The organism is Frigoribacterium sp. CFBP 8751 (assembly GCF_014841545.1).
Lineage (GTDB): Bacteria > Actinomycetota > Actinomycetes > Actinomycetales > Microbacteriaceae > Frigoribacterium.
Map to the genome: position 1 here is coordinate 518,880 of NZ_JACYUB010000001.1, position 20,070 is coordinate 538,949.

Annotated in this window: 18 protein-coding genes; all 18 read left to right on the forward strand. The window is 69.1% G+C overall.

The genetic code is table 11. From position 1 onward, the window contains the following. Positions 1-26: 26 nt before the first annotated feature. The 18 genes from IFT88_RS02555 to IFT88_RS02640 all read left to right on the forward strand — a co-directional run bounded on the left by IFT88_RS02555 (position 27) and on the right by IFT88_RS02640 (position 20,063). Entirely contained in the window at positions 27-1,202 is a 1,176-nt protein-coding gene (locus tag IFT88_RS02555) for a GNAT family N-acetyltransferase (protein ID WP_192118734.1), read from the forward strand. Between the two features lie 165 nt (positions 1,203-1,367). Continuing rightward, a complete protein-coding gene (locus IFT88_RS02560; protein ID WP_043596501.1) occupies positions 1,368-3,029 on the forward strand; it encodes a GspE/PulE family protein in 1,662 nt (553 codons plus the stop codon). 46 nt (positions 3,030-3,075) lie between these two features. Then, on the forward strand, positions 3,076-5,088 hold the full coding sequence (locus IFT88_RS17325; RefSeq protein WP_274604722.1) for a type IV pilus twitching motility protein PilT: 2,013 nt from the start codon (positions 3,076-3,078) through the stop codon (positions 5,086-5,088). Continuing rightward, positions 5,088-6,320 carry a type II secretion system F family protein gene (locus IFT88_RS02570; RefSeq protein WP_192118736.1) on the forward strand — a complete coding sequence of 411 codons (1,233 nt, stop codon included), beginning with the start codon at positions 5,088-5,090 and terminating at the stop codon, positions 6,318-6,320. Before IFT88_RS17325 ends, IFT88_RS02570 begins: the two co-directional genes overlap by 1 nt. Before the next feature lie 295 nt (positions 6,321-6,615). Further along, a complete protein-coding gene (locus IFT88_RS17570) occupies positions 6,616-7,071 on the forward strand; it encodes a prepilin-type N-terminal cleavage/methylation domain-containing protein (RefSeq protein WP_192118738.1) in 456 nt (151 codons plus the stop codon). 89 nt (positions 7,072-7,160) lie between these two features. Further along, entirely contained in the window at positions 7,161-8,576 is a 1,416-nt protein-coding gene (locus IFT88_RS02580; protein WP_192118740.1) for a type IV pilus modification PilV family protein, read from the forward strand. After that, positions 8,573-9,265: a prepilin-type N-terminal cleavage/methylation domain-containing protein gene (locus IFT88_RS02585; RefSeq protein WP_192118742.1), complete on the forward strand. Its 693-nt coding sequence runs from the start codon at positions 8,573-8,575 to the stop codon at positions 9,263-9,265. Before IFT88_RS02580 ends, IFT88_RS02585 begins: the two co-directional genes overlap by 4 nt. Continuing rightward, positions 9,262-11,067: a hypothetical protein gene (locus IFT88_RS02590; protein ID WP_192118744.1), complete on the forward strand. Its 1,806-nt coding sequence runs from the start codon at positions 9,262-9,264 to the stop codon at positions 11,065-11,067. The genes IFT88_RS02585 and IFT88_RS02590 overlap by 4 nt, the downstream gene beginning before the upstream one ends. Continuing rightward, positions 11,064-11,903: a prepilin peptidase gene (locus IFT88_RS02595; RefSeq protein WP_342212054.1), complete on the forward strand. Its 840-nt coding sequence runs from the start codon at positions 11,064-11,066 to the stop codon at positions 11,901-11,903. Before IFT88_RS02590 ends, IFT88_RS02595 begins: the two co-directional genes overlap by 4 nt. A 28-nt stretch (positions 11,904-11,931) precedes the next feature. Beyond that, entirely contained in the window at positions 11,932-12,981 is a 1,050-nt protein-coding gene (gene pilM, locus IFT88_RS02600; protein ID WP_192118746.1) for a type IV pilus assembly protein PilM, read from the forward strand. Then, entirely contained in the window at positions 12,978-13,640 is a 663-nt protein-coding gene (locus IFT88_RS02605; protein ID WP_192118748.1) for a hypothetical protein, read from the forward strand. Before pilM ends, IFT88_RS02605 begins: the two co-directional genes overlap by 4 nt. Positions 13,641-13,642: 2 nt before the next feature. Then, positions 13,643-14,419 carry a hypothetical protein gene (locus IFT88_RS02610; protein ID WP_192118749.1) on the forward strand — a complete coding sequence of 259 codons (777 nt, stop codon included), beginning with the start codon at positions 13,643-13,645 and terminating at the stop codon, positions 14,417-14,419. 156 nt (positions 14,420-14,575) lie between these two features. Beyond that, positions 14,576-15,151, forward strand: coding sequence for a DUF6121 family protein (locus tag IFT88_RS02615; RefSeq protein WP_192118751.1), 576 nt, complete (start codon positions 14,576-14,578; stop codon positions 15,149-15,151). Between the two features lie 209 nt (positions 15,152-15,360). Next, complete coding sequence (rpsL, locus tag IFT88_RS02620; protein WP_043593380.1) at positions 15,361-15,735, forward strand: 30S ribosomal protein S12; 375 nt, start codon at positions 15,361-15,363, stop codon at positions 15,733-15,735. Then, positions 15,735-16,205, forward strand: coding sequence for a 30S ribosomal protein S7 (rpsG, locus tag IFT88_RS02625; protein ID WP_043593378.1), 471 nt, complete (start codon positions 15,735-15,737; stop codon positions 16,203-16,205). The genes rpsL and rpsG overlap by 1 nt, the downstream gene beginning before the upstream one ends. An 85-nt stretch (positions 16,206-16,290) precedes the next feature. Beyond that, positions 16,291-18,405, forward strand: a complete 2,115-nt coding sequence (gene fusA, locus IFT88_RS02630; RefSeq protein ID WP_043593376.1) for an elongation factor G — start codon at positions 16,291-16,293, stop codon at positions 18,403-18,405. A 129-nt stretch (positions 18,406-18,534) separates the two neighbouring features. After that, a complete protein-coding gene (tuf, locus tag IFT88_RS02635) occupies positions 18,535-19,725 on the forward strand; it encodes an elongation factor Tu (RefSeq protein ID WP_043593375.1) in 1,191 nt (396 codons plus the stop codon). A gap of 125 nt (positions 19,726-19,850) precedes the next feature. Continuing rightward, on the forward strand, positions 19,851-20,063 hold the full coding sequence (locus IFT88_RS02640; protein ID WP_043593373.1) for an Rv0909 family putative TA system antitoxin: 213 nt from the start codon (positions 19,851-19,853) through the stop codon (positions 20,061-20,063). Positions 20,064-20,070: the final 7 nt, after the last annotated feature.

Consider the following 20,070-nt stretch of genomic DNA (forward strand, 5'->3'; position numbering starts at 1 on the left):
GAGAGGAGACCCGGCAGGATGGACGGATGCCTGAGGACCAGCCCGAAGAGACCGCCACCGTGACCTCCGCCGTCGGCGGAACCGCCGGATCACCCGCCACCTCCGCCCCGGCCGTCGTCGCCCGGGGCGAGGCCGCCGAGGGCGTCAGCGTCGGCACGGCCGACCGTCCCGTCCACGAGCGGGTGGCCGCGCCCGACGTCGTGCTGCCGCCGGAGTCCGTCGCGGGTGTCACCTGGCGACCGCTCGCGCTCGACGACCTCGTGCCCCTGCACGCACTCTGTGCCCGCATCGGGGCCGTCGACCACCCCGACCGGGGCCATGCCCTCGAGGTCGTGCGTGACGACCTCACGTCGCCCGGCATCGACCTCGCGCGGGACAGCATCGTCGGGGTCGACGCCGACGGCCGCTTCGTCGCCTGGGGACTCAGCCACCTGGGCCCGACCCGGGTCAGCCTCGTGCGGGTGGGGGTCCCCGGCGGTGTCGACCCCGGCCGACGCGGCGAGGGTCTCGGTCGCCGTCTCCTCGACTGGCAACGGGCTCGGGGCGAGCAGCACCTGGCCGCCTGTGACGAGGTCCTGCCGGCCGGTCTCGTGACCGACGTCGACGAGGACGCCCTCGACGCTCGGGCGGCGCTCCGTCGTGCGGGGTTCGACGAGTCGCGGTGGTGGACCGAGCTGCGGCGCGACCTGGCGGAACCGATCGAACGCGTCGCGCTCGACCCGGCCGTCCGATTTGTCACGATGACCGACGAGTGGGTCGAGGCGACACGGCAGGCCCGCAACGACTCCTTCCGCGACCACTGGGGCAGCCAGCCGACTAGCGAGGACCGCTGGGGTCGGATGGTCGGGGCCGGCACGTTCCGACAAGACCTCTCGCTGCTCGCCGTCGCCCGTCCGCTCGACGATCCCGAGGCGGCCGAACAGGTCGTGGCGTTCGTCCTGAGCGACGTCGACCCCGAGGGCTGGGCGGCCCTCGGGCGGCGGTGCGCCTACGTCGAGTACGTCGGCGTCCGGCGTTCCTGGCGCGGACGGCACCTCGCGCAGTCCTTGCTCGCGTCGACGCTCGAAGCACACGTCGCCGAGGGGCTGGAGGTGACCGTGCTCGACGTCGACTCCGTGAGCCCGACGGGCGCACTCGGGCTCTACGACCGGGCCGGGTTCGTCGCCGCGAGGCGCTCCGCCACGGTGGTGCGCGCGTACTGAGTCCGGCCGGGGGGCGACCGGCGCACCCCTTCGAGGGGCACCCGCTCTGGGACGTGCCGGCGACGACGTCCCGGCCGTACCGTGAGGCAAGCTCGGTCCCGACCCCGAGCGTCGACCGGCCTCGTCGTCCTACCCCCGAGGCCCTGTACTTCCGAGGAGGTACGCGTGGCTTCCATGACCGAGATCCTGATCTTGCACGGGCTGTTGCCGATCGAGCAGCTCGACGTGATCCCGCGCGGCCCGGCCGAGGAAGAGGCGTCGATCCGCGACCTCCTCTCGCGAGGCGTCGTCACCGAGATGCAGGTGGCGAGGGCCCGGGCCACGGCCGCCGACCTCGACTTCGTCGAGCTGATCGACTACCCCGTCGACCGTTCGGCCGTGACGATGGTGCCCGCGGCCGTGTGCCGACGCCACAAGGTCCTGCCGATCGGGGTGCGCGACGGTTCCTTGATCCTCGCCATGGAGGACCCGGGCGACGTCTTCGCCATCGACGACGTCCGTGCCGGCCTGCGCATGGGCGTCGACCCCGTCGTCGCCGAGAAGAACGACCTCCGCGCCGCCATCGACCGCTACCTCCGCGCCGACGACGAGCTGAACGACCTCACGTCGACCCTCGAGGAGGAGCGGGCGCACGAGACCGCCGCCGACATCACCGACGGTCCCGACGACGACGTGCCGATCGTCCGGTTCGTCAACCTGCTCGTCAGCCAGGCGATCACCGACCACGCCTCCGACATCCACATCGAGCCGTCCGAGACCGACGTGCGCATCCGCTACCGCATCGACGGGGTGCTGCACGAGATGCAGCCGGCACCGAAGGCGATCCAGAACGGCGTCATCTCGCGCCTGAAGATCATGAGCGAGATCGACATCGCCGAGCGCCGCAAGCCGCAGGACGGTCGCATGTCGGTGCGCCACGGCGGACGACAGATCGACCTGCGGGTGGCGACGCTGCCGACCGTCTGGGGCGAGAAGGTCGTGATGCGGATCCTCGACAACTCGAACACCTCGATGAGCCTGCGCGACCTCAACCTGCTCGAGCGCAACTTCGACGTCTACGCCGAGTCGTACTCGAAGCCCTACGGCATGATCCTCGTCACCGGCCCCACGGGCTCGGGCAAGTCGACGACGCTGTACACGACCCTGAACGCCGTCGCCCGTCCCGAGATCAACGTCATCACGGTCGAGGACCCGGTCGAGTACCGCATGAAGGGCATCAACCAGGTGCAGGTCAACCCCAAGGCGGGCTTGACCTTCGCGAGTGCGCTCCGCAGCATCCTGCGGTCCGACCCCGACGTCGTCCTGCTCGGTGAGATCCGCGACCACGAGACGGCGCAGATCGCGATCGAGGCGTCGTTGACCGGCCACCTCGTGCTGAGCACGTTGCACACGAACGACGCCCCGAGCGCCATCACCCGCCTCACCGAGATGGGCATCGAGCCCTTCCTGGTCGGCTCGGCCATCGACTGCGTCGTCGCCCAGCGTCTCGCGCGCCGACTCTGCGACCGGTGCAAGACGCCCACGGCCTACTCGCCGCTGCAGCTGGCACACCTGAAGTTCCGCGTCGGACCCGACGAGAACCCCACGGTGTACCAGCCGGTGGGCTGCCAGCAGTGCTCGAACACGGGCTACCGCGGTCGCATCGCGCTGCACGAGGTGATGAGCGTCTCGGAAGAGATCGAACGCCTCGCCGTCAGCCGCGCGTCCAGCGCCGAGATCGGCCGGGTCGCCCGCGAGCAGGGCATGTTGAGCCTGCGTCAGGACGGTTGGGAGAAGGCCAAGCTCGGCCTCACCAGCGTCGAAGAGATCTTGCGGGTCGTCGCGTGACGCCCGTCTCCGGCCGAGCCCGGACCGACCACGAGGAGCCCCTCTCATGAGCGCTTCGATCTACGACCTCCCCGACGACTCGACCGCCGAGGCCGCCGCCCTCGCGGGATGGACGCCGGGTCGTCCGGGCAACGAGGTCCGGTCAGCCACCGCGACCGCGACTGCCTCCGCGACCCCGTCGTCGACGGCTCCGGCCGACGCGTCGCCGTTCCCGTCCGCTCCCGCGTCGCCCGGTGGCGCCGCGACGGGCCCCGTCTACAGCCTCGACGGAGGCCAGGACCCGGTCATGGGCTGGACGCCCACGCGTGCCCCCTCGAGCCGTCGCGCCGCCCGGCTGGCCGAGGCCCTGGTCGACAAGGCCGCGCTCGCCGACCAGGAGGCCCTGCTCGTCCCCGACACGGGCCCCTCGCCCGTCCTGCCCCGGTCGGCCGCGGCCCCGTCGTCGGTCTCCGCGCCCTCCTCCGTGCTCACGTCGCCCGCGACCGCAGGGCCCACGGCGGCCTCCCCGGCACCGCTCAGCCCGCCGCCCGCCGGCCACGTGCTGCCGTCGACGCCGCGACCCGGCTGGGTCGACCCCCGCTTCGAGGAGCCGATCCGCGCCTCCCGGGCTCAGGCGACCCCCATGCAGGAGGCGCGGGTCGACTCCTCGACGGACCTCGCCGCCACCGCCCCCACCGTCGCGATCCCGGCGACGGCCGAGACGATGGCGACGAGCACGTCGGCCTCGCCGTTCGCCGCCGAGGGCGTCGTCTTCCCGACCGCCGCCGGCGCCCCGGCGGCCCCGTCCACGGTCGCCCCCTGGGACGCGCCCGCTCCGCAGCACGTCGCGGCCGACGCGCCGACCGCCGTCCTCACGACGGCCGAGGACGCGGCCGACTTCCACGGCATCGAGCTGCACCGCCACCCGCGCGACCACGCGCACGCCGGACTCGTCTCGGCGCTGATCCAGGTCGTGCTGCAGAACGCGTCCGACCTGCACGTCACCACCGACGCCATGCCGACGATCCGCGTCGATGGTGACCTGCGACCCGCCCTCGCCGGCGGCACCGTCTGGGACGCGGCCATCGTCCGCACGGCGCTGGAGAGCCTGCTCACGCCCGAGCAGCAGCAGCGCTTCGACGAGGAGCTCGAGCTGGACTTCGCCTACTCGCTCTCGGACGAGTCACGTTTCCGCGTGAACTTCTACCAGCAGCGCGGCTCGTTGGGGGCGGCCTTCCGGTTGATCCCCACCGAGATCAAGCAGCTCGGCGACCTGGGCGTGCCCGAGTCGGTGTCGACCTTCGCCAAGCTCCCGCGCGGTCTCGTGCTCGTCACGGGCCCCACGGGTTCGGGCAAGTCGACGACCCTCGCGGCGCTGATCGACCTCGTCAACCGCACGCGGGCCGACCACATCGTGACGGTCGAGGACCCGATCGAGTTCATGCACCAGCACAAGAAGTCGCTCGTGAACCAGCGAGAGGTCGGGCACGACACCCACAGCTTCGCGGCGGCGCTCAAGCACGTGCTGCGGCAGGACCCCGACGTCATCCTGATCGGTGAGCTCCGCGACCTCGAGACCATCTCGGTCGCGCTGACCGCCGCCGAGACCGGTCACCTCGTCTTCGCGACCCTGCACACGCAGAGCGCGGCGCAGACCATCGACCGCGTCATCGACGTGTTCCCGCCGTACCAGCAGGACCAGGTGCGCACGCAGCTCGCCTCGACGCTGCAGGGCGTCGTCTGTCAGACGCTGCTGCCCAAGGCCAGCGGCCGTGGCCGGGTCGTGGCGACCGAGATCATGATGATGACCCCCGCGATCGGCAACCTCGTGCGCGAGGGCAAGACGTACCAGATCGCCTCGTCGATGCAGGCGGGCCGTGACCTCGGCATGCACACGATGGACCAGAAGCTCGCCGACCTGGTGAACACCGGCGTCGTGACGCACAAGGCGGCGATGGAGAAGGTGCACGACCGTGAAGGGTTCGACCGCCTCGTGACGCGAGTGATCAACAAGTCCGAGAGCCAGGGCCTCGACAGCGGCATCGACTTCGGCGACTCGTTCTCTGGCGGGGCCGCCTGATGGCCGGGGCAGTCGCCTACGCCTACAAGGGGCGTGACGGGGCCGGCAAGGTCGTCAAGGGCAAGGTCGACGCGTCGAGCGAGGGCGCGGTCATCACGCGCCTCCGCACGATGGGCGTGCAGCCGATCTCGATCAGCGAGGCGGGCGCCGGCACCGGCCTGCAGCGCGAGGTGTCGATCCCCGGGCTCGGCGACCGTGCGGTCAAGATGAAGGACATCGCGGTCATGTCGCGCCAGATGGCGACCATGATCGGTTCGGGGCTGTCGCTGCTGCGCACCCTGACGATCCTCGCCGACCAGGTCGACAACAAGCGGCTGGCCAAGATCATGGCCGAGGTGCGCGACGACGTCGAGACCGGCGTCTCGTTCTCGGACGCGGTCGGCAAGCACGACAAGGACTTCCCGCCGCTGATGATCAACATGATCAAGGCGGGCGAGACCGGCGGGTTCCTCGACAAGGCGCTCGAGTCGACGGCCGAGAACTTCGAGAAGGAGGTGGCGCTGCGGTCGACGATCAAGTCGGCCATGACCTACCCCGTCGTCGTGCTCGTCATGTCGCTCGTCGCGGTCGTCATCATGCTGCTGTTCATCGTCCCGATCTTCCAGGACATGTTCACCAACCTCGGCGGCCAGCTGCCGTTGCCGACGATGATCCTTGTCTACGCGTCGCGGGCGATGCCGTACGTCGTGCCGGCCGGCATCGTCGTGGGCATCGCGTTCTCGATCTGGTGGCGGACGAACAAGAACTCGGTCAAGGTGCGGGCGTTCCTCGACCCGCTGAAGCTCAAGCTGCCGGTCTTCGGCGCGCTGTTCCGGAAGATCGCGATCGCGCGGTTCAGCCGCAACTTCTCGAACATGATCGGCGCCGGCGTGCCCATCCTCACGGCACTGCGCATCGTGGGCGAGGTGTCGGGCAACTACGTCCTCGAGGAGGCGCTGGTCAAGGTGGCCGAATCGGTGCGGCAGGGCGAGTCCATCGCCGGCCCGCTGACCGACTCGGGGGTCTTCCCGTCGATGGTCACGCAGATGATCTCGGTCGGCGAGGACTCGGGTTCGCTGCAGACGATGCTCGAGAAGGTCGCGGACTTCTACGACCAAGAGGTGAAGTCGACGACCGAGTCGCTGACGGCCCTGATCGAGCCCCTGCTGATCGCCTTCCTCGGCGTCGTCGTCGGCGGCATGATCGTGGCGCTGTACCTGCCCATCTTCCAGATCACCTCGCTGATCAAGTAACGCGTCAGGCACCCCCGCAGGAGGCGCGGGCCGGTTCACGAGGCCGGCTCGCGCCTCCTTCTCGTGCCGGGCGTCTCGCGACCGGGCGGTCTACCCCTCATACGGGCGCTGACCTGCGCTTTCGGCCTTTCGGGGGATACCCGAACTGGGGCCGTGTCGCGGGCCAAAACCCCCCTTCCAAGGGATTCTGGGGCACTTTCCCAGGTGGCACCATCGATCCCGGCGGGAGCTCAGTGACCGCCTCACCCCCCTCACCGGGCATCACTCCCGCACCCGACCGAACAGGACCAGCGACATGTACTTCACCCTCATGGGCAAGCTCAGCGCCCGCCGCCAGAACCTCTCCGACGACAAGGACAAGGGCTTCACCCTGATCGAGCTCCTCGTCGTCGTCATCATCATCGGCATCCTCGCCGCGATCGCCATCCCGGTGTACCTGGGTGTGCAAGCCAGCAGCAAGGACGCCGCCGTGAAGTCCGACCTCAGCAACATCAAGACGGCGGTCATCGCATACCAGACCGACAACGGGACGGCCACGGCTCCGACCCTCGACGCGACCGCGCTCGGCAAGTACGGGTTCGCTCTGGGCGACAACACCAAGTCGCTGGCCTTCAGCGCTGCCCCCACCACGGCGAACAACGGTGCCTTCTGCCTCGTCGCTAACGCCCCGAGCGACTCCGCGAAGAAGTTCTACGTGACCGACTCCGCCGGCGTCGTGGGCCCGACGGCCACCAAGCCGACCGGCTGCTGACGAACCCGACCGCGGGCAGGGTGTCGATCTAGGACACCCTGCCCGCGTCCCTCGCACCCACCCCTGACCCGACCGGGAGGTGAACCACCATGTTCCAGCGCATCAGCACCCGTCTGCGTCCCCTCGACCCCGAGGCGCGCGAGGCCGGTCTGTCGATCGTCGAGGTGGTCGTCGCCCTCCTGGTCTTCGCGATCATCTCGGTCGGCTCCATCGTCGCGGTCGGCACGACCCTGGCGATGTCGAGCGACAACCGCAACCGTGAGGTCGCGGCCAACCTCGCGGCCCAGGCCGTCGACACCGCGCGCGGCGTGGCCGACGTCATCTCCGTCTCGTCGGGCACGACCACCACCACCGTCAACGGCACGGTGTTCACGGTGGCCCAGACAGCGGCCTTCATCACCACCACGGGGGTCGACACCTCGTGCACCCCCGCCGCAGCCTCGGGCAACGGCGCCCTCTTCTACAAGCGCCTGCAGGTCTCGATCACCTGGGCCGGCATGCGCAAGGGCACGCAGCCCGTCCGCAGCGACACGATCCTCGCGCCGAACAACCGGCTCAACGACCAGGACACGGGCACCATCCTCGTCGGTGTCAAGAACACCGCCGGTGCCGGCGTCTCGGGCATCGTCGTGACCGTCGAGCCCGACGACAAGTCGGCCGCCCCCGGCAAGGCGCTGACCTCGGCCTCCAAGCCCGCCCCCACCAACGCCGACGGCTGCTCGGTCGCCATCAAGGTGCTCCCCGGCAGCTACAAGGTCACCGTGTCGCGGGCGGACGCGGCCCCTTGGCGCGACGCGTACCAGGCCTCGGCACCGGTCAAGACGGGCATCGTCGTCGCCAAGGGTGACTCCGCGGGCGTCTCGTTCACCTACGACCTCGGTGACGACTTCGCCATGACCTACGCCTCCACCTACAGCGGCGGCGCGGTCGTCCTGCCGAACGACCTCAAGACCACCGTCCTGGGCGGGCCGGAGCCCTACGTGGTCACCGGTGCCGTCAGCGACGTCTACCTCTTCCCCAAGACCACGGGGTACCAGATGATCGCGGGCACCTACCGTCCCGTGGGCGCGGACGGGGGCAGCTGCCTGTCGCCCGACCCGGGGGCGTGGCCCGCCAACGCGGCCGGCAAGACGGCCGCCCGACAGCCCTTCGTGGCTGCGTCCGCGGGGGCGGCCGCGTACGCCCTGCCGATGGGCGTCACGACGGTCAAGCTGAACTCGGGCAGCGACACGATCATCCAGGCGCGCTCGACGACGGCGCTGAACGGCGACCCCGGCTGCGCGTCCACGCAGACCTACACCTTCGACGTCAAGAACAAGACACCGAAGAACGAGGTCACCATCGCCCTGCCGTACGGCACGTGGGCCATCACGTCGGGCAAGTCGTCGACGTCCCTGAACCCGCTCACAATCAGCGGCCTGATCGGCAGCATCATCGGTGGCATCTTCGGCGGCTCCGGCACCACCGCGAACGTCGTCACCCTCGACCCCAGGCCGACCTCGTGAGCCGCCTGCGGGCGCTCGTGGTCGGCGACGCACGGCGCGACGCCGGCCTCAGCCTGGCCGAGCTGATCGTCGCGATGATGGTCTTCGGCATCATCGTGGCCGTCGTGACCACGACGTTCATCTCGTTGACCAAGGCGACGGCCCAGGCCCGCGGCGTCGACGCCAACACGCGCGTCGCGTCGAACGTCATGAACGAGGTCAGCCGTGTGGTGCGGGCTGCCCGCACCATCCCCACGCCGGGCGGTACCGAGGCGACCTCGTTCAGCCTGGCCACGACCGAGAGCCTGACGCTGACCACGGCCGTCAACGGCGCGGACTCGCTCACGACCGTGCCCCGCAAGGTCACGTTCGGCGTGGCCGCCGACCGCAGCCTGGTCGAGACGACCGTGGTCGGCACCCCGCTCCAGACCGACTACTGGCAGTTCGTCTCGACCCCGACGAAGCGCACCCTCGGAGTCTCCGTCGTGACCACAGCGAGCAGCGGGGCGCCCCTCTTCACGTACTACGACTTCACGGGCGCCGTCCTGGCGCCCGATTCCGGTGGCGCGCTCTCCGCGGCGCAGCTGCCGGCCATAGCCGCCGTCCAGGTGAGCGTGACGATCAACCGGACGGCCACGAGGTCGAGCCAGGCCGTCACGCTCCAGACCACCGTCTCGCTGTCCAACCTCGTCGGAGGAGCCACCACATGACCTCCCTCCGACGACGCCTGGGGCTCGACCGACTCAACCAGTCCGACCACGAGGGCGGCATGGCGATGGCCGTCGTCCTCATCTTCGGCATGGTGCTCGTCATCATGGCGGCGACCGCCCTGACCGTCGCCACGAGCGGACTGAAGAAGTCCGCCGCCGACCAGGACTGGGGCGGCGCCCTGGCCGCGGCCTACGCCGGCGTCGAGGAGTACCAGGCTCGGCTGGCGAACGACAACAGCTACCAGCAGTACGGCGACGCGAACGCCCCGTTCAGCAAGGCCACCGGCAGCAAGTTGACCCTGCCCGGCGGGCCCCAGGCCAACAAGGCCTTCGGGTTCGGCGTCTCGGGCACGTGGGCGAGCGTCCCCGGCAGCGGCGACCGCGCGCAGTTCCGCTACGAGGTCGACAACTCCGCCTACGTGGCCTCGGGGGCCTTACGCATCCGCGCCACGGGCAAGGTCGGCGGCGCCACGCGCAGCGTCATCGCCGACCTGCGCCAGAAGGGGTTCATCGACTACCTGTACTTCACCGACATCGAGTCGCAGGACCCGCTGCTGACCGGCAGCACGAACAAGAACTGCACCAAGAAGGCCTGGGAGTCCCGCACGCAGGCCGACAAGTGCGGCGAGATCTCCTTCAGTGGCGGTGACACGATCTACGGTCCGGCCCACTCCAACGACACGATGCGCGTGTGCTCCGCCACCTTCAAGGAATTGGTCAGCACCGCCGACCCGACCCCGGGCAAGTCCTACGCCAAGGTCGACTCGAACGGCACGGCCTGCGGCGGTCAGGTGTTCGACAAGGAGCGGGCCCGGGGGGCCGGGCCCGACCAGGTGGCGAGCGTCACCATGCCCGACACCAACAGCGACAAGATCCGCGAGACGCGGACCGACCTGCCGACCGAGGTCCCGCGCCCCGGCTGCCTCTACACCGGCCCGACCGACATCGTCTTCTCGGCCGACGGCAAGATGACGGTGAAGTCGCCCAACAGCAAGATGACCCGCATCTCGAACGACGCCGCGACCAAGGGCACCGCCGACGCGGACTGCGGTCTCCCCGGGACGGCACCGGGACAACTCGGCTCGCCGGGCGGGGCCACCATCGCGGTCCCGGCCAACAACCTCATCTACGTGCAGGACATCCCCGTCCCGACGGTGGGTGGTGGTGCGCAGAACGTGAACGCTGCGGCGTCGAAGGGCGACCTGACCGAGACCTCGTGCGACGACAACCACGTCGGCTACCCGATCTCGAAGGAGTCGGTCCCGACCTCGGCCACCGCGGGGGGTCCCGGCAAGGGGGCCTGCGCCTACGGTGCGCGAAGCGGCGACGTGTTCGTCAAGGGCACGTTCCAGGGCCAGCTGACCATCGCCGCGAAGAACTACGTCTACGTCACGGGCGACCTGGTCTACTCCGCCACCAACGCCAGCACGAACATCCTCGGCCTCGCCAGCGACGGCGTGGCCTGGGTCTGGAACCCGGTCGACACCAAGGGCAAGTCGCTGCTGGGCGGCTCCGACCGCGAGATCGACGCGGCCATCATCTCGGTGCAGCACTCCTTCCTCGTGCAGAACTACGCCAGTGGCGGGGACCGCGGCACCCTCACCGTCAAGGGCTCGATCACCCAGGCCTACCGCGGCGTCGTCCGCAACGGCTCGAACGGCTACGTCAAGGCGTACGCGTACGACACCCGGCTGCGCTACCTCGCCCCGCCGAAGTTCCTCAGCCCGGTCACGACCTCGTACGGCGTCACCACGCAGACCGAGGTCAAGCCGGCCTTCACCTCGACGGGAGCAGCCTCGTGATCGCCGCGCCCTGGATCACCGCCGTCCTGGTCGCGGGATGCTTCGGCCTGCTCATCGGTTCGTTCCTCAACGTGGTCGTGTACCGGGTGCCCTCAGGCCTCTCCGTGGCGCGCCCGGCGAGCTCGTGCCCGAGCTGCTCCACGCCGATCCGCCGCCGCGACAACGTGCCCGTGCTCAGCTGGCTCGCGCTCGGCGGGAAGTGCCGCGACTGCCGCACGTCCATCTCGGCCCGCTACCCGATCGTCGAACTCGCCACCGGCCTCTTCTTCGTGCTCGTGGCCGCCCGCCTCTGGCCGCTCGCCGACGTGCCGAGCGAGGCGCTGCCGCTCGTGTCGCGCCTCCTCTCGCTCGTCGCCTTCCTCTGGCTGGCCGGGGTGAGCGTCGCGCTCGCGGTGATCGACCTCGAGCACCACCGTCTGCCCGACCGCATCGTCCTGCCGTCGTACGCCGTCGGCGGGGTGCTGTTGGCCGTCGCGAGCCTGCTCGTGGGGGACTGGTCGGCACTGGCCAGGGCCGCCCTCGGCGCCGCGGCCCTCGGCGCCTTCTACCTGATCGCCGCCCTGTCGTACCCGGGCGGCATGGGTCTGGGCGACGTCAAGCTGGCCGGCGTGCTCGGCCTCTACCTCGCCTGGCTCGGCTGGGGCGAGTTCGCCGTGGGCGCCTTCGCGGCGTTCCTGCTCGGCGGCCTCTTCGCCGTCGTCCTCCTCGCCACCCGTCGCGTCCAACGCACGGGCGGCATCCCCTTCGGACCCTGGATGCTCGCGGGCGCCTGGGTCGGCGTCTTCGCCGGCGGCACCGTCGCCACGGCGTACCTCACCCTCCTCGGCCTGGCATGACCCGGCGAGCTGACAGAGAGCAGAACTGATGGGCAAGAACATCGTGGGCATCGACATCGGCAGCCGCTTCGTGCGTGCGGTCGAGGTCGCCGACGCCGACAAGTCCAAGCCGACGATCGTCCGGTTCAGCGAGGTCGCCCTGCCCGAGGGCGCCGCGAGCCGGGGCGAGGTGATCGAGTCGCAGACCGTCGCGGGCACCTTGAAGCAGCTGTGGTCGGCCGGCGGCTTCAAGAGCAAGCGCGTCGTGCTGGGCATGGGCAACCAGCGCGTGCTGGCCCGCGACATGACGGTGCCGAAGGCCTCGCGCCAACGCATCCGCGAGATGCTGCCGTTCCAGGTGCAGGACATGCTGCCCGTCCCGGTGGCCGACGCGCTGCTCGACTTCTACCCCTACGCCGAGGGACTCGGCGAGAACGGTCCGGTCGTCCACGGGCTGCTGATCGCCGCGGTGAAAGATGCCGTGCTCGGCAACGTGCAGGCCAGCAAGCTCGCGGGCCTGACCACGCTGGGGGTCGACCTGATCCCGTTCTCGAACACGCGCCTCCTAGTCACTCGTCCGCGCATCGCGGGCACGGTCGCCCTCGTCGAGATCGGCCACAGCACGACGTCGGTGATCATGATCGCCGACGGCGTGCCGCAGTTCGTCCGCATCATCCCCTCGGGCGGAGACGACGTCACCCAAGCCGTCGCGTCGAAGCTCGAGGTCTCGGCCCAGGTGGCCGAGGGCATCAAGTTCAGCCGGGGGCTGGCGACCACCGTGACGACGCCGGACGAGCAGGCCGCCTCGGCCGCCATCTTCGAGTCCGTCAACGAGCTGCTCGGGTCGTTGCGCAACACGATCCAGTACTACGTCAACACCCGTCCGACCGAGACGGTCGCGGGCATCATGATCGCCGGTGGGGGAGCGGCCCTCCCGGGCCTGCCCGAGGCGCTCAGCGAGGTCACCCGCCTGCCCGTGGCCCTCGCCGACCCGTTCGCGACGGTGGGCTTCGCGAAGAACCTCGACGAGGCCGCCCTGCGGTCGCGGTCGACCGACCTGACCGTGGCCCTCGGCCTGGCCCTAGGGAGCGCAGCATGAGAACCCGCGGAAAAGACACCGGCATCACCGTGGGAGGCGCGCCCCGCGTCGACCTGCTGCCTCCCGAGGTCCGCGCGGAGCGTCGCGCCGCCGCCCTGACCCGTCGGGTCTGGGCCGGCGTCGTCGTGGTCGCCGTCGTGGTCGGAATCGGATCGGGTGCGGCGTTCCTCCAACGCATGCAGGCCGAGGACGGGTTGATGACCGCCCAGGGCGAGACCCAGTCGCTGCTCATGTCGCAGACGAAGTACGCGGACCTCAAGACCACGCAGGGGCAGCTCGACCTGGTCGAGGCCGCCCAGAAGGTCGGCGGTTCGACCGACATCGACTGGCCGACCTACCTCGAGAAGGTCCAGGGCACCCTGCCCATCGGCGTGACCATCGTCAGCGTCTCGCTCGACCAGGCCTCGCCGCTCGTCCAGTACACGCAGCCCACGGCGCCGTTGCAGGGTTCGCGGGTGGCGACCCTCACGTTCCAGGCGTCGAGCCCGACCCTGCCGTCCGTGCCCGACTGGCTGAACGGGCTCGCGACGCTCCCCGGCTTCGCCGACGCCCAGCCGGGCTCGGTGACCCTCGAGGAAGGCGTCTACAAGGCGGACATCACGATGCACATCACGGCGGACGCCTTCTCGGGCCGCTTCGACCAGAAGGCTGGCGAGTGACCATGGACCGCAACCGGATGATGCTGATCGCCGCCGCCCTGACCGCCGTCGTGGTGCTGGCACTCGGATTCTTGGTGGGGGTGCAGCCCCAACTCGTCGCCGCTTCGTCCGCCGAGTCGCAACAGCAGAGCGTCGAGGCGCAGAACGAGACCCTGCGCGAGAGCCTCGCGACCCTCGAGGCCGACAACGCCAAGCTCCCCGACCTGAAGTCCGAGCTGGCCACGCTCGACACGTCCGTGCCGTCCCAGGCCGCCCTGTCGTCGTTCCTGACCGAACTCGACCAGCTGGCCGGGGCCTCGGGCACGACCGTGACGGGGTTCACCTCGTCCGACGCGACGGCCTACGAGCCGACGACCACGGACGTCGCCGCCCCCGCCGCGACCGACGCGGCGGCATCCGACGCGGCCGGGACCGCCCCGGCCGCCACCGCCCCGGCCGCGCCCACCGCACCCGAGCTCGTCACCGACCCGCTCGTCACCGCGACGAACTTCTCGTCGATCCCGATCACGGTCAGCATCCAGGGCAGCTATGCCCAGGCCCGCGACTTCCTCTCGAAGTTGCAGAGCGGGTCGCGACTCTTCCTCGTGACGACCTTCGCCAGCACCGGCAGCTCCGAGGCCGGCGACGCGACCGGCGTCCCCGACCAGTGGACCGTCGGCGGCCTCGTCTACGTCCTCCAGGACGCCGCAGCGACCCAGGCCGACCAGGCCGCCGAGACCCCCGCGGCCACGGCCGAGGGCACCGACGGCACGAGCTCGGACACCGCCGCCGGCCAGTAGCGCGAGACCTCCCGGGCCGGGCCCCGCCCGCCGCCGGCCCCAGGACGCCACGATCTGGACACGCCGCCACGAGAAAACGTGGCGGCGTGTCCACATCGTGGCGGGGTGGCGCATCCGCGGGCCACCGCGCCCACCGCGGGCGCGTAGCCTCGAAGGATGTCCCGAGCCGTCTACGCCGTCATGGGCACCGTCCTGTTCGGTGCGCTCGTCATCATGGTCGCGGGCTTCGAGGCGTTGCTGCTCGACCGCGACCCGATCGACGAGCCCGACGCCGGCACGCTGCTCGGCCCGCTGATGGTCGCCGCCGCCGTGCTCGTCGTGTTGCTGTCGCTGCTGCGGTCGGCGGCGCTCTCCGACGCCCGCGACGACAGGGCTCCGGAGGTGCGGGGCACGTTCCCCGCCCAGCCCGCCGTCCTCGCCCGCCCGGGCGCCTCGGGTGGGACGCGCTCCGGCACCGGTGACGAGGTGGCCGGCCCCCGAGTGCCCGCACCGCACCTCCTCGTCCCGACGATCGTCACCGCGGCCCTCGTGTACGTCCTGATGCTCGCCGTCGGGGGAGTCGTCTACGGCCTCGTGCGACAGGAGCTCGTCTGGGTGCTGCTCTTCGCCGCCCGGTACGCCGTGTCGCCGTTCGTGATCGGCTCGGCGATCTGCGCCGGACTCGTCGTCGGGGGCACCCTCGCCCTGTCGCGCGTCGACCCGGGGCGCCCCGAGCCTCGACCATTTGATTAAGGCACTACCGCAAGATAAGCTCTTTCGGGTGTGCGCCTGACCGCGCGCCCGAATAAAAGCCCCCTCGACCTCGCGGCCGAGACGGGCAGACCGTCTCGGCCACCGAGACGAGGATGCCGGCTGATCAGCCGGACAGAGCAGAGCGATGCGAGAGCAGCGCGACTCGGCGCGTTCGAGAGAACGACGCCGAGATCCGATGAGGAGAACCAGTGCCAACTATTCAGCAGCTGGTCCGTAAGGGACGCACGCCGAAGGTCGTCAAGACCAAGGCCCCCGCCCTGCGGTCCAACCCCCAGCAGCGTGGCGTGTGCACGCGTGTGTACACCACCACCCCCAAGAAGCCGAACTCCGCGCTCCGCAAGGTCGCTCGTGTGAAGCTCTCGAACGGCACCGAGGTCACCGCCTACATCCCCGGCGAGGGCCACAACCTGCAAGAGCACTCGATGGTGCTCGTGCGTGGCGGTCGTGTCAAAGACCTCCCCGGTGTGCGCTACAAGATCGTCCGTGGCGCCCTCGACACCCAGGCCGTGAAGAACCGCAAGCAGGCTCGCAGCCTCTACGGTGCGAAGAAGGACAAGAAGTAATGCCTCGTAAAGGACCCGCGCCCAAGCGCCCTGTCGTCGCCGACCCGGTCTACGGTGCGCCGATCGTCAGCCAGCTCGTCAACAAGATCCTCCTCGACGGCAAGAAGGGGCTCGCCGAGCGCATCGTCTACGGTGCTCTCGCCGGCGTCACCGCCAAGAACGACCAAGATGCCGTGGCCACGCTGAAGAAGGCGCTCGACAACGTGCGCCCGACCCTCGAGGTCCGCTCGCGTCGCGTCGGCGGTTCGACCTACCAGGTCCCCGTCGAGGTCAAGCCCCACCGCGCCAACACCCTGGCCCTCCGCTGGCTCACCAGCTACGCCAAGGCTCGTCGCGAGAAGACGATGACCGAGCGTCTCATGAACGAGATCCTCGACGCGTCGAACGGTCTGGGCGCCGCTGTCAAGCGTCGCGAAGACACCCACAAGATGGCCGAGTCGAACAAGGCCTTCGCGCACTACCGCTGGTAACCGGCACGAGGAGGCGCGGTGTGCGCACGACGCGCACCGCACCTCCTCGTCCCCCCACTTCCCACCTATCCCTTCGGAGGAACCCGTGGCACAAGATGTGCTCACCGACCTGAACAAGGTCCGCAACATCGGCATCATGGCTCACATCGATGCTGGCAAGACGACGACCACCGAGCGCATCCTGTACTACACGGGCATCACCCACAAGATCGGTGAGGTCCACGACGGTGCGGCCACGATGGACTGGATGGCGCAAGAGCAAGAGCGCGGCATCACGATCACCTCGGCGGCGACGACCTGCTTCTGGAACAAGAACCAGATCAACATCATCGACACCCCGGGCCACGTCGACTTCACGGTCGAGGTCGAGCGTTCGCTCCGCGTGCTCGACGGTGCCGTCGCCGTCTTCGACGGAAAAGAGGGCGTCGAGCCCCAGTCCGAGACCGTCTGGCGGCAGGCCGATAAGTACGACGTCCCGCGCATCTGCTTCGTCAACAAGATGGACAAGCTCGGCGCCGACTTCTACTTCACGGTCGACACGATCATCAACCGCCTCGGCGCCAAGCCGCTGGTGATGCAGCTCCCGATCGGTGCCGAGAGCTCCTTCGAGGGTGTCGTCGACCTGGTCGAGATGCGTGCCCTCACGTGGCGCGGCGACGCCAAGGGTGACGTCGAGCTGGGTGCGAAGTACGAGATCGAAGAGATCCCCGAAGACCTCAAGGAGAAGGCGGCCGAGTACCGCGCCAAGCTCCTCGAGACCGTCGCCGAGTCCGACGACGTGCTGCTCGAGAAGTACTTCGGTGGCGAAGAGCTCACGATCGCCGAGATCAAGGGTGCCGTCCGCAAGATGACGGTCAACTCCGAGCTCTACCCGATCTTCTGTGGTTCGGCCTTCAAGAACCGCGGTGTGCAGCCCATGCTCGACGCGGTCATCGACTACCTGCCCTCGCCGCTCGACGTGCCTCCGATGGAGGGCCACGACGTCCGCGACGCCGAGAAGATCATCATCCGCAAGCCCGAGTCGACCGAGCCCTTCTCGGCTCTCGCCTTCAAGGTCGCGGTGCACCCCTTCTTCGGTCGTCTCACCTACGTCCGCGTCTACTCGGGCTCCATCGAGTCCGGCGCCCAGGTCATCAACTCGACCAAGGACAAGAAAGAGCGCATCGGCAAGATCTTCCAGATGCACTCCAACAAGGAGAACCCGGTCGACAGCGTGACCGCCGGTCACATCTACGCCGTCATCGGCCTCAAGTTCACCACCACCGGTGACACCTTGTGCGACCCGTCCGATCAGATCGTCCTCGAGTCGATGACGTTCCCCGAGCCCGTCATCGAGGTCGCGATCGAGCCGAAGACGAAGGCCGACCAAGAGAAGCTGTCGCTGGCCATCCAGAAGCTCGCCGAAGAAGACCCGACGTTCCGCGTCGAGCTCAACGCCGAGACGGGCCAGACGGTCATCAAGGGCATGGGCGAGCTCCACCTCGACATCCTGGTCGACCGCATGAAGCGCGAGTTCAACGTCGAGGCCAACGTCGGCAAGCCCCAGGTCGCGTACCGCGAGACCCTCAAGAAGGGCATCGAGCGCTACGACTACACCCACAAGAAGCAGACCGGTGGTTCGGGTCAGTTCGCCAAGGTGCAGATCGCTCTCGAGCCCTTCGAGGTCACGGCCGAGTCGACCTACGAGTTCGTCAACAAGGTCACCGGTGGCCGCATCCCCCGCGAGTACATCCCCTCGGTCGATGCCGGCATCCAGGACGCCATGCAGGTCGGCGTGCTCGCCGGCTACCCGACGGTGGGCGTCCGCGCGCTGCTGCTCGACGGTGCGGCGCACGACGTCGACTCGTCCGAGATGGCGTTCAAGATCGCTGGGTCGATCGCCTACAAAGAGGCGGCTCGCAAGGCCCAGCCCGTTCTCCTCGAACCGCTCATGGCGGTCGAGGTCCGTACGCCCGAGGAATACATGGGCGACGTCATCGGCGACCTCAGCTCGCGACGCGGGCAGATCTCGTCGATGGAAGACGCCAGTGGTGTGAAGGTCGTTCGGGCCAGCGTGCCGCTGTCGGAGATGTTCGGTTACGTCGGAGACCTGCGGTCGAAGACCTCGGGCCGGGCCGTCTACTCGATGACGTTCGAGTCGTACCAAGAGGTGCCCTCGGCCGTCGCCGAAGAGATCATCCAGAAGAACAAGGGCGAATAGTCCTGAACCGCGTGGTCGTCCGACGACCGCGTAACATGTACACACACCAATCCGCAGGGCGACCGGTAGGCCGGGTCATCGACCCGGCCCCCGGGCCGCACTGCAACCGAGTCCTGAGGAGGACCCACAGTGGCTAAGGCCAAGTTCGAGCGGACCAAGCCGCACGTCAACATCGGAACCATCGGTCACGTCGACCACGGCAAGACCACGCTCACCGCAGCGATCACCAAGGTCCTGCACGACAAGTACCCCACCCTCAACACGGCGTCGGCGTTCGACCAGATCGACAACTCGCCTGAAGAGAAGCAGCGCGGCATCACGATCAACATCTCGCACGTCGAGTACCAGACCGAGAAGCGCCACTACGCTCACGTCGACGCTCCCGGCCACGCCGACTACGTCAAGAACATGATCACCGGTGCCGCTCAGATGGACGGCGCGATCCTCGTCGTCGCCGCCACCGACGGTCCCATGCCCCAGACGCGTGAGCACGTCCTGCTCGCCCGCCAGGTCGGCGTGCCCTACATCGTCGTCGCCCTGAACAAGGCCGACATGGTCGATGACGAAGAGATCATGGAGCTCGTCGAGCTCGAGGTCCGCGAGCTCCTCTCGAGCCAGGAGTTCGACGGCGACAACGCCCCGATCGTCCAGGTCTCCGCTCTCAAGGCCCTCGAGGGTGACGAGAAGTGGGCCGAGACGGTCGCCGAGCTGATGAACGCCGTCGACGAGAACGTGCCCGAGCCCGTTCGCGCCACCGACCAGCCCTTCCTCATGCCCATCGAGGACGTCTTCACGATCACCGGTCGTGGCACCGTCGTCACCGGTCGTGTCGAGCGCGGTCAGCTCAACGTCAACGAAGAGGTCGAGATCGTCGGCATCCGCCCGACCGTCAAGACCACCGTCACCGGCATCGAGATGTTCCGCAAGCTGCTCGACTCGGCCCAGGCCGGCGACAACACCGGTCTCCTCCTCCGCGGCACCAAGCGCGAGGACGTCGAGCGCGGCCAGGTCGTCGTCAAGCCCGGTTCGGTCACGCCGCACACCGAGTTCGAGGCGAACGTCTACATCCTGTCGAAGGACGAGGGTGGGCGTCACAACCCGTTCTACGCGAACTACCGTCCGCAGTTCTACTTCCGCACCACCGACGTCACGGGTGTCATCACGCTGCCCGAGGGCACCGAGATGGTCATGCCCGGCGACACGACCGAGATCAGCGTCCAGCTGATCCAGCCGATCGCCATGGAAGCCGGTCTGCGCTTCGCCATCCGCGAGGGTGGTCGCACGGTCGGTGCCGGTACGGTCACCAAGATCAACAAGTAAGTCCTGTTCACGCAGAACTGCTGATCTGACGAGAGAGGTCAGGCCCTTCGGGGCCTGGCCTCTTTCGCGTCGGCAGGGCACGATGGGGGAGACGTCGGACGGACCGACGCCGACGGGAGGACGTCATGGCAGGTTTCGACGACATCACGAAGAAGGCGCAGGCCTTCCTGAAGGACGGCAAGGTGCAGGACGCGCTCAAGAGCGAGAAGGCCGAGGGTGTCAGCGACAACATCCTCGACGCCGTCGCTGCCGCGGCCGACAAGGCCACCGGTGGCAAGCACACCGACAAGATCCACCAGGCGAAAGAACAGGCCGACAAGAAGCTCGGCAACCAGTAGGTCGTCC

Bases quoted from the DNA above. Each gene is read 5' to 3' on its own strand.
- IFT88_RS02555 (WP_192118734.1), top strand. From the start codon at position 27: ATGCCTGAGGACCAGCCCGAAGAGACCGCCACCGTGACCTCCGCCGTC.
- IFT88_RS17325 (WP_274604722.1), top strand. From the start codon at position 3,076: ATGAGCGCTTCGATCTACGACCTCCCCGACGACTCGACCGCCGAGGCC.
- IFT88_RS02570 (WP_192118736.1), top strand. From the start codon at position 5,088: ATGGCCGGGGCAGTCGCCTACGCCTACAAGGGGCGTGACGGGGCCGGC.
- IFT88_RS17570 (WP_192118738.1), top strand. From the start codon at position 6,616: ATGTACTTCACCCTCATGGGCAAGCTCAGCGCCCGCCGCCAGAACCTC.
- IFT88_RS02580 (WP_192118740.1), top strand. From the start codon at position 7,161: ATGTTCCAGCGCATCAGCACCCGTCTGCGTCCCCTCGACCCCGAGGCG.
- IFT88_RS02590 (WP_192118744.1), top strand. From the start codon at position 9,262: ATGACCTCCCTCCGACGACGCCTGGGGCTCGACCGACTCAACCAGTCC.
- pilM (WP_192118746.1), top strand. From the start codon at position 11,932: ATGGGCAAGAACATCGTGGGCATCGACATCGGCAGCCGCTTCGTGCGT.
- IFT88_RS02605 (WP_192118748.1), top strand. From the start codon at position 12,978: ATGAGAACCCGCGGAAAAGACACCGGCATCACCGTGGGAGGCGCGCCC.
- IFT88_RS02610 (WP_192118749.1), top strand. From the start codon at position 13,643: ATGGACCGCAACCGGATGATGCTGATCGCCGCCGCCCTGACCGCCGTC.
- IFT88_RS02615 (WP_192118751.1), top strand. From the start codon at position 14,576: ATGTCCCGAGCCGTCTACGCCGTCATGGGCACCGTCCTGTTCGGTGCG.
- rpsG (WP_043593378.1), top strand. From the start codon at position 15,735: ATGCCTCGTAAAGGACCCGCGCCCAAGCGCCCTGTCGTCGCCGACCCG.
- IFT88_RS02640 (WP_043593373.1), top strand. From the start codon at position 19,851: ATGGCAGGTTTCGACGACATCACGAAGAAGGCGCAGGCCTTCCTGAAG.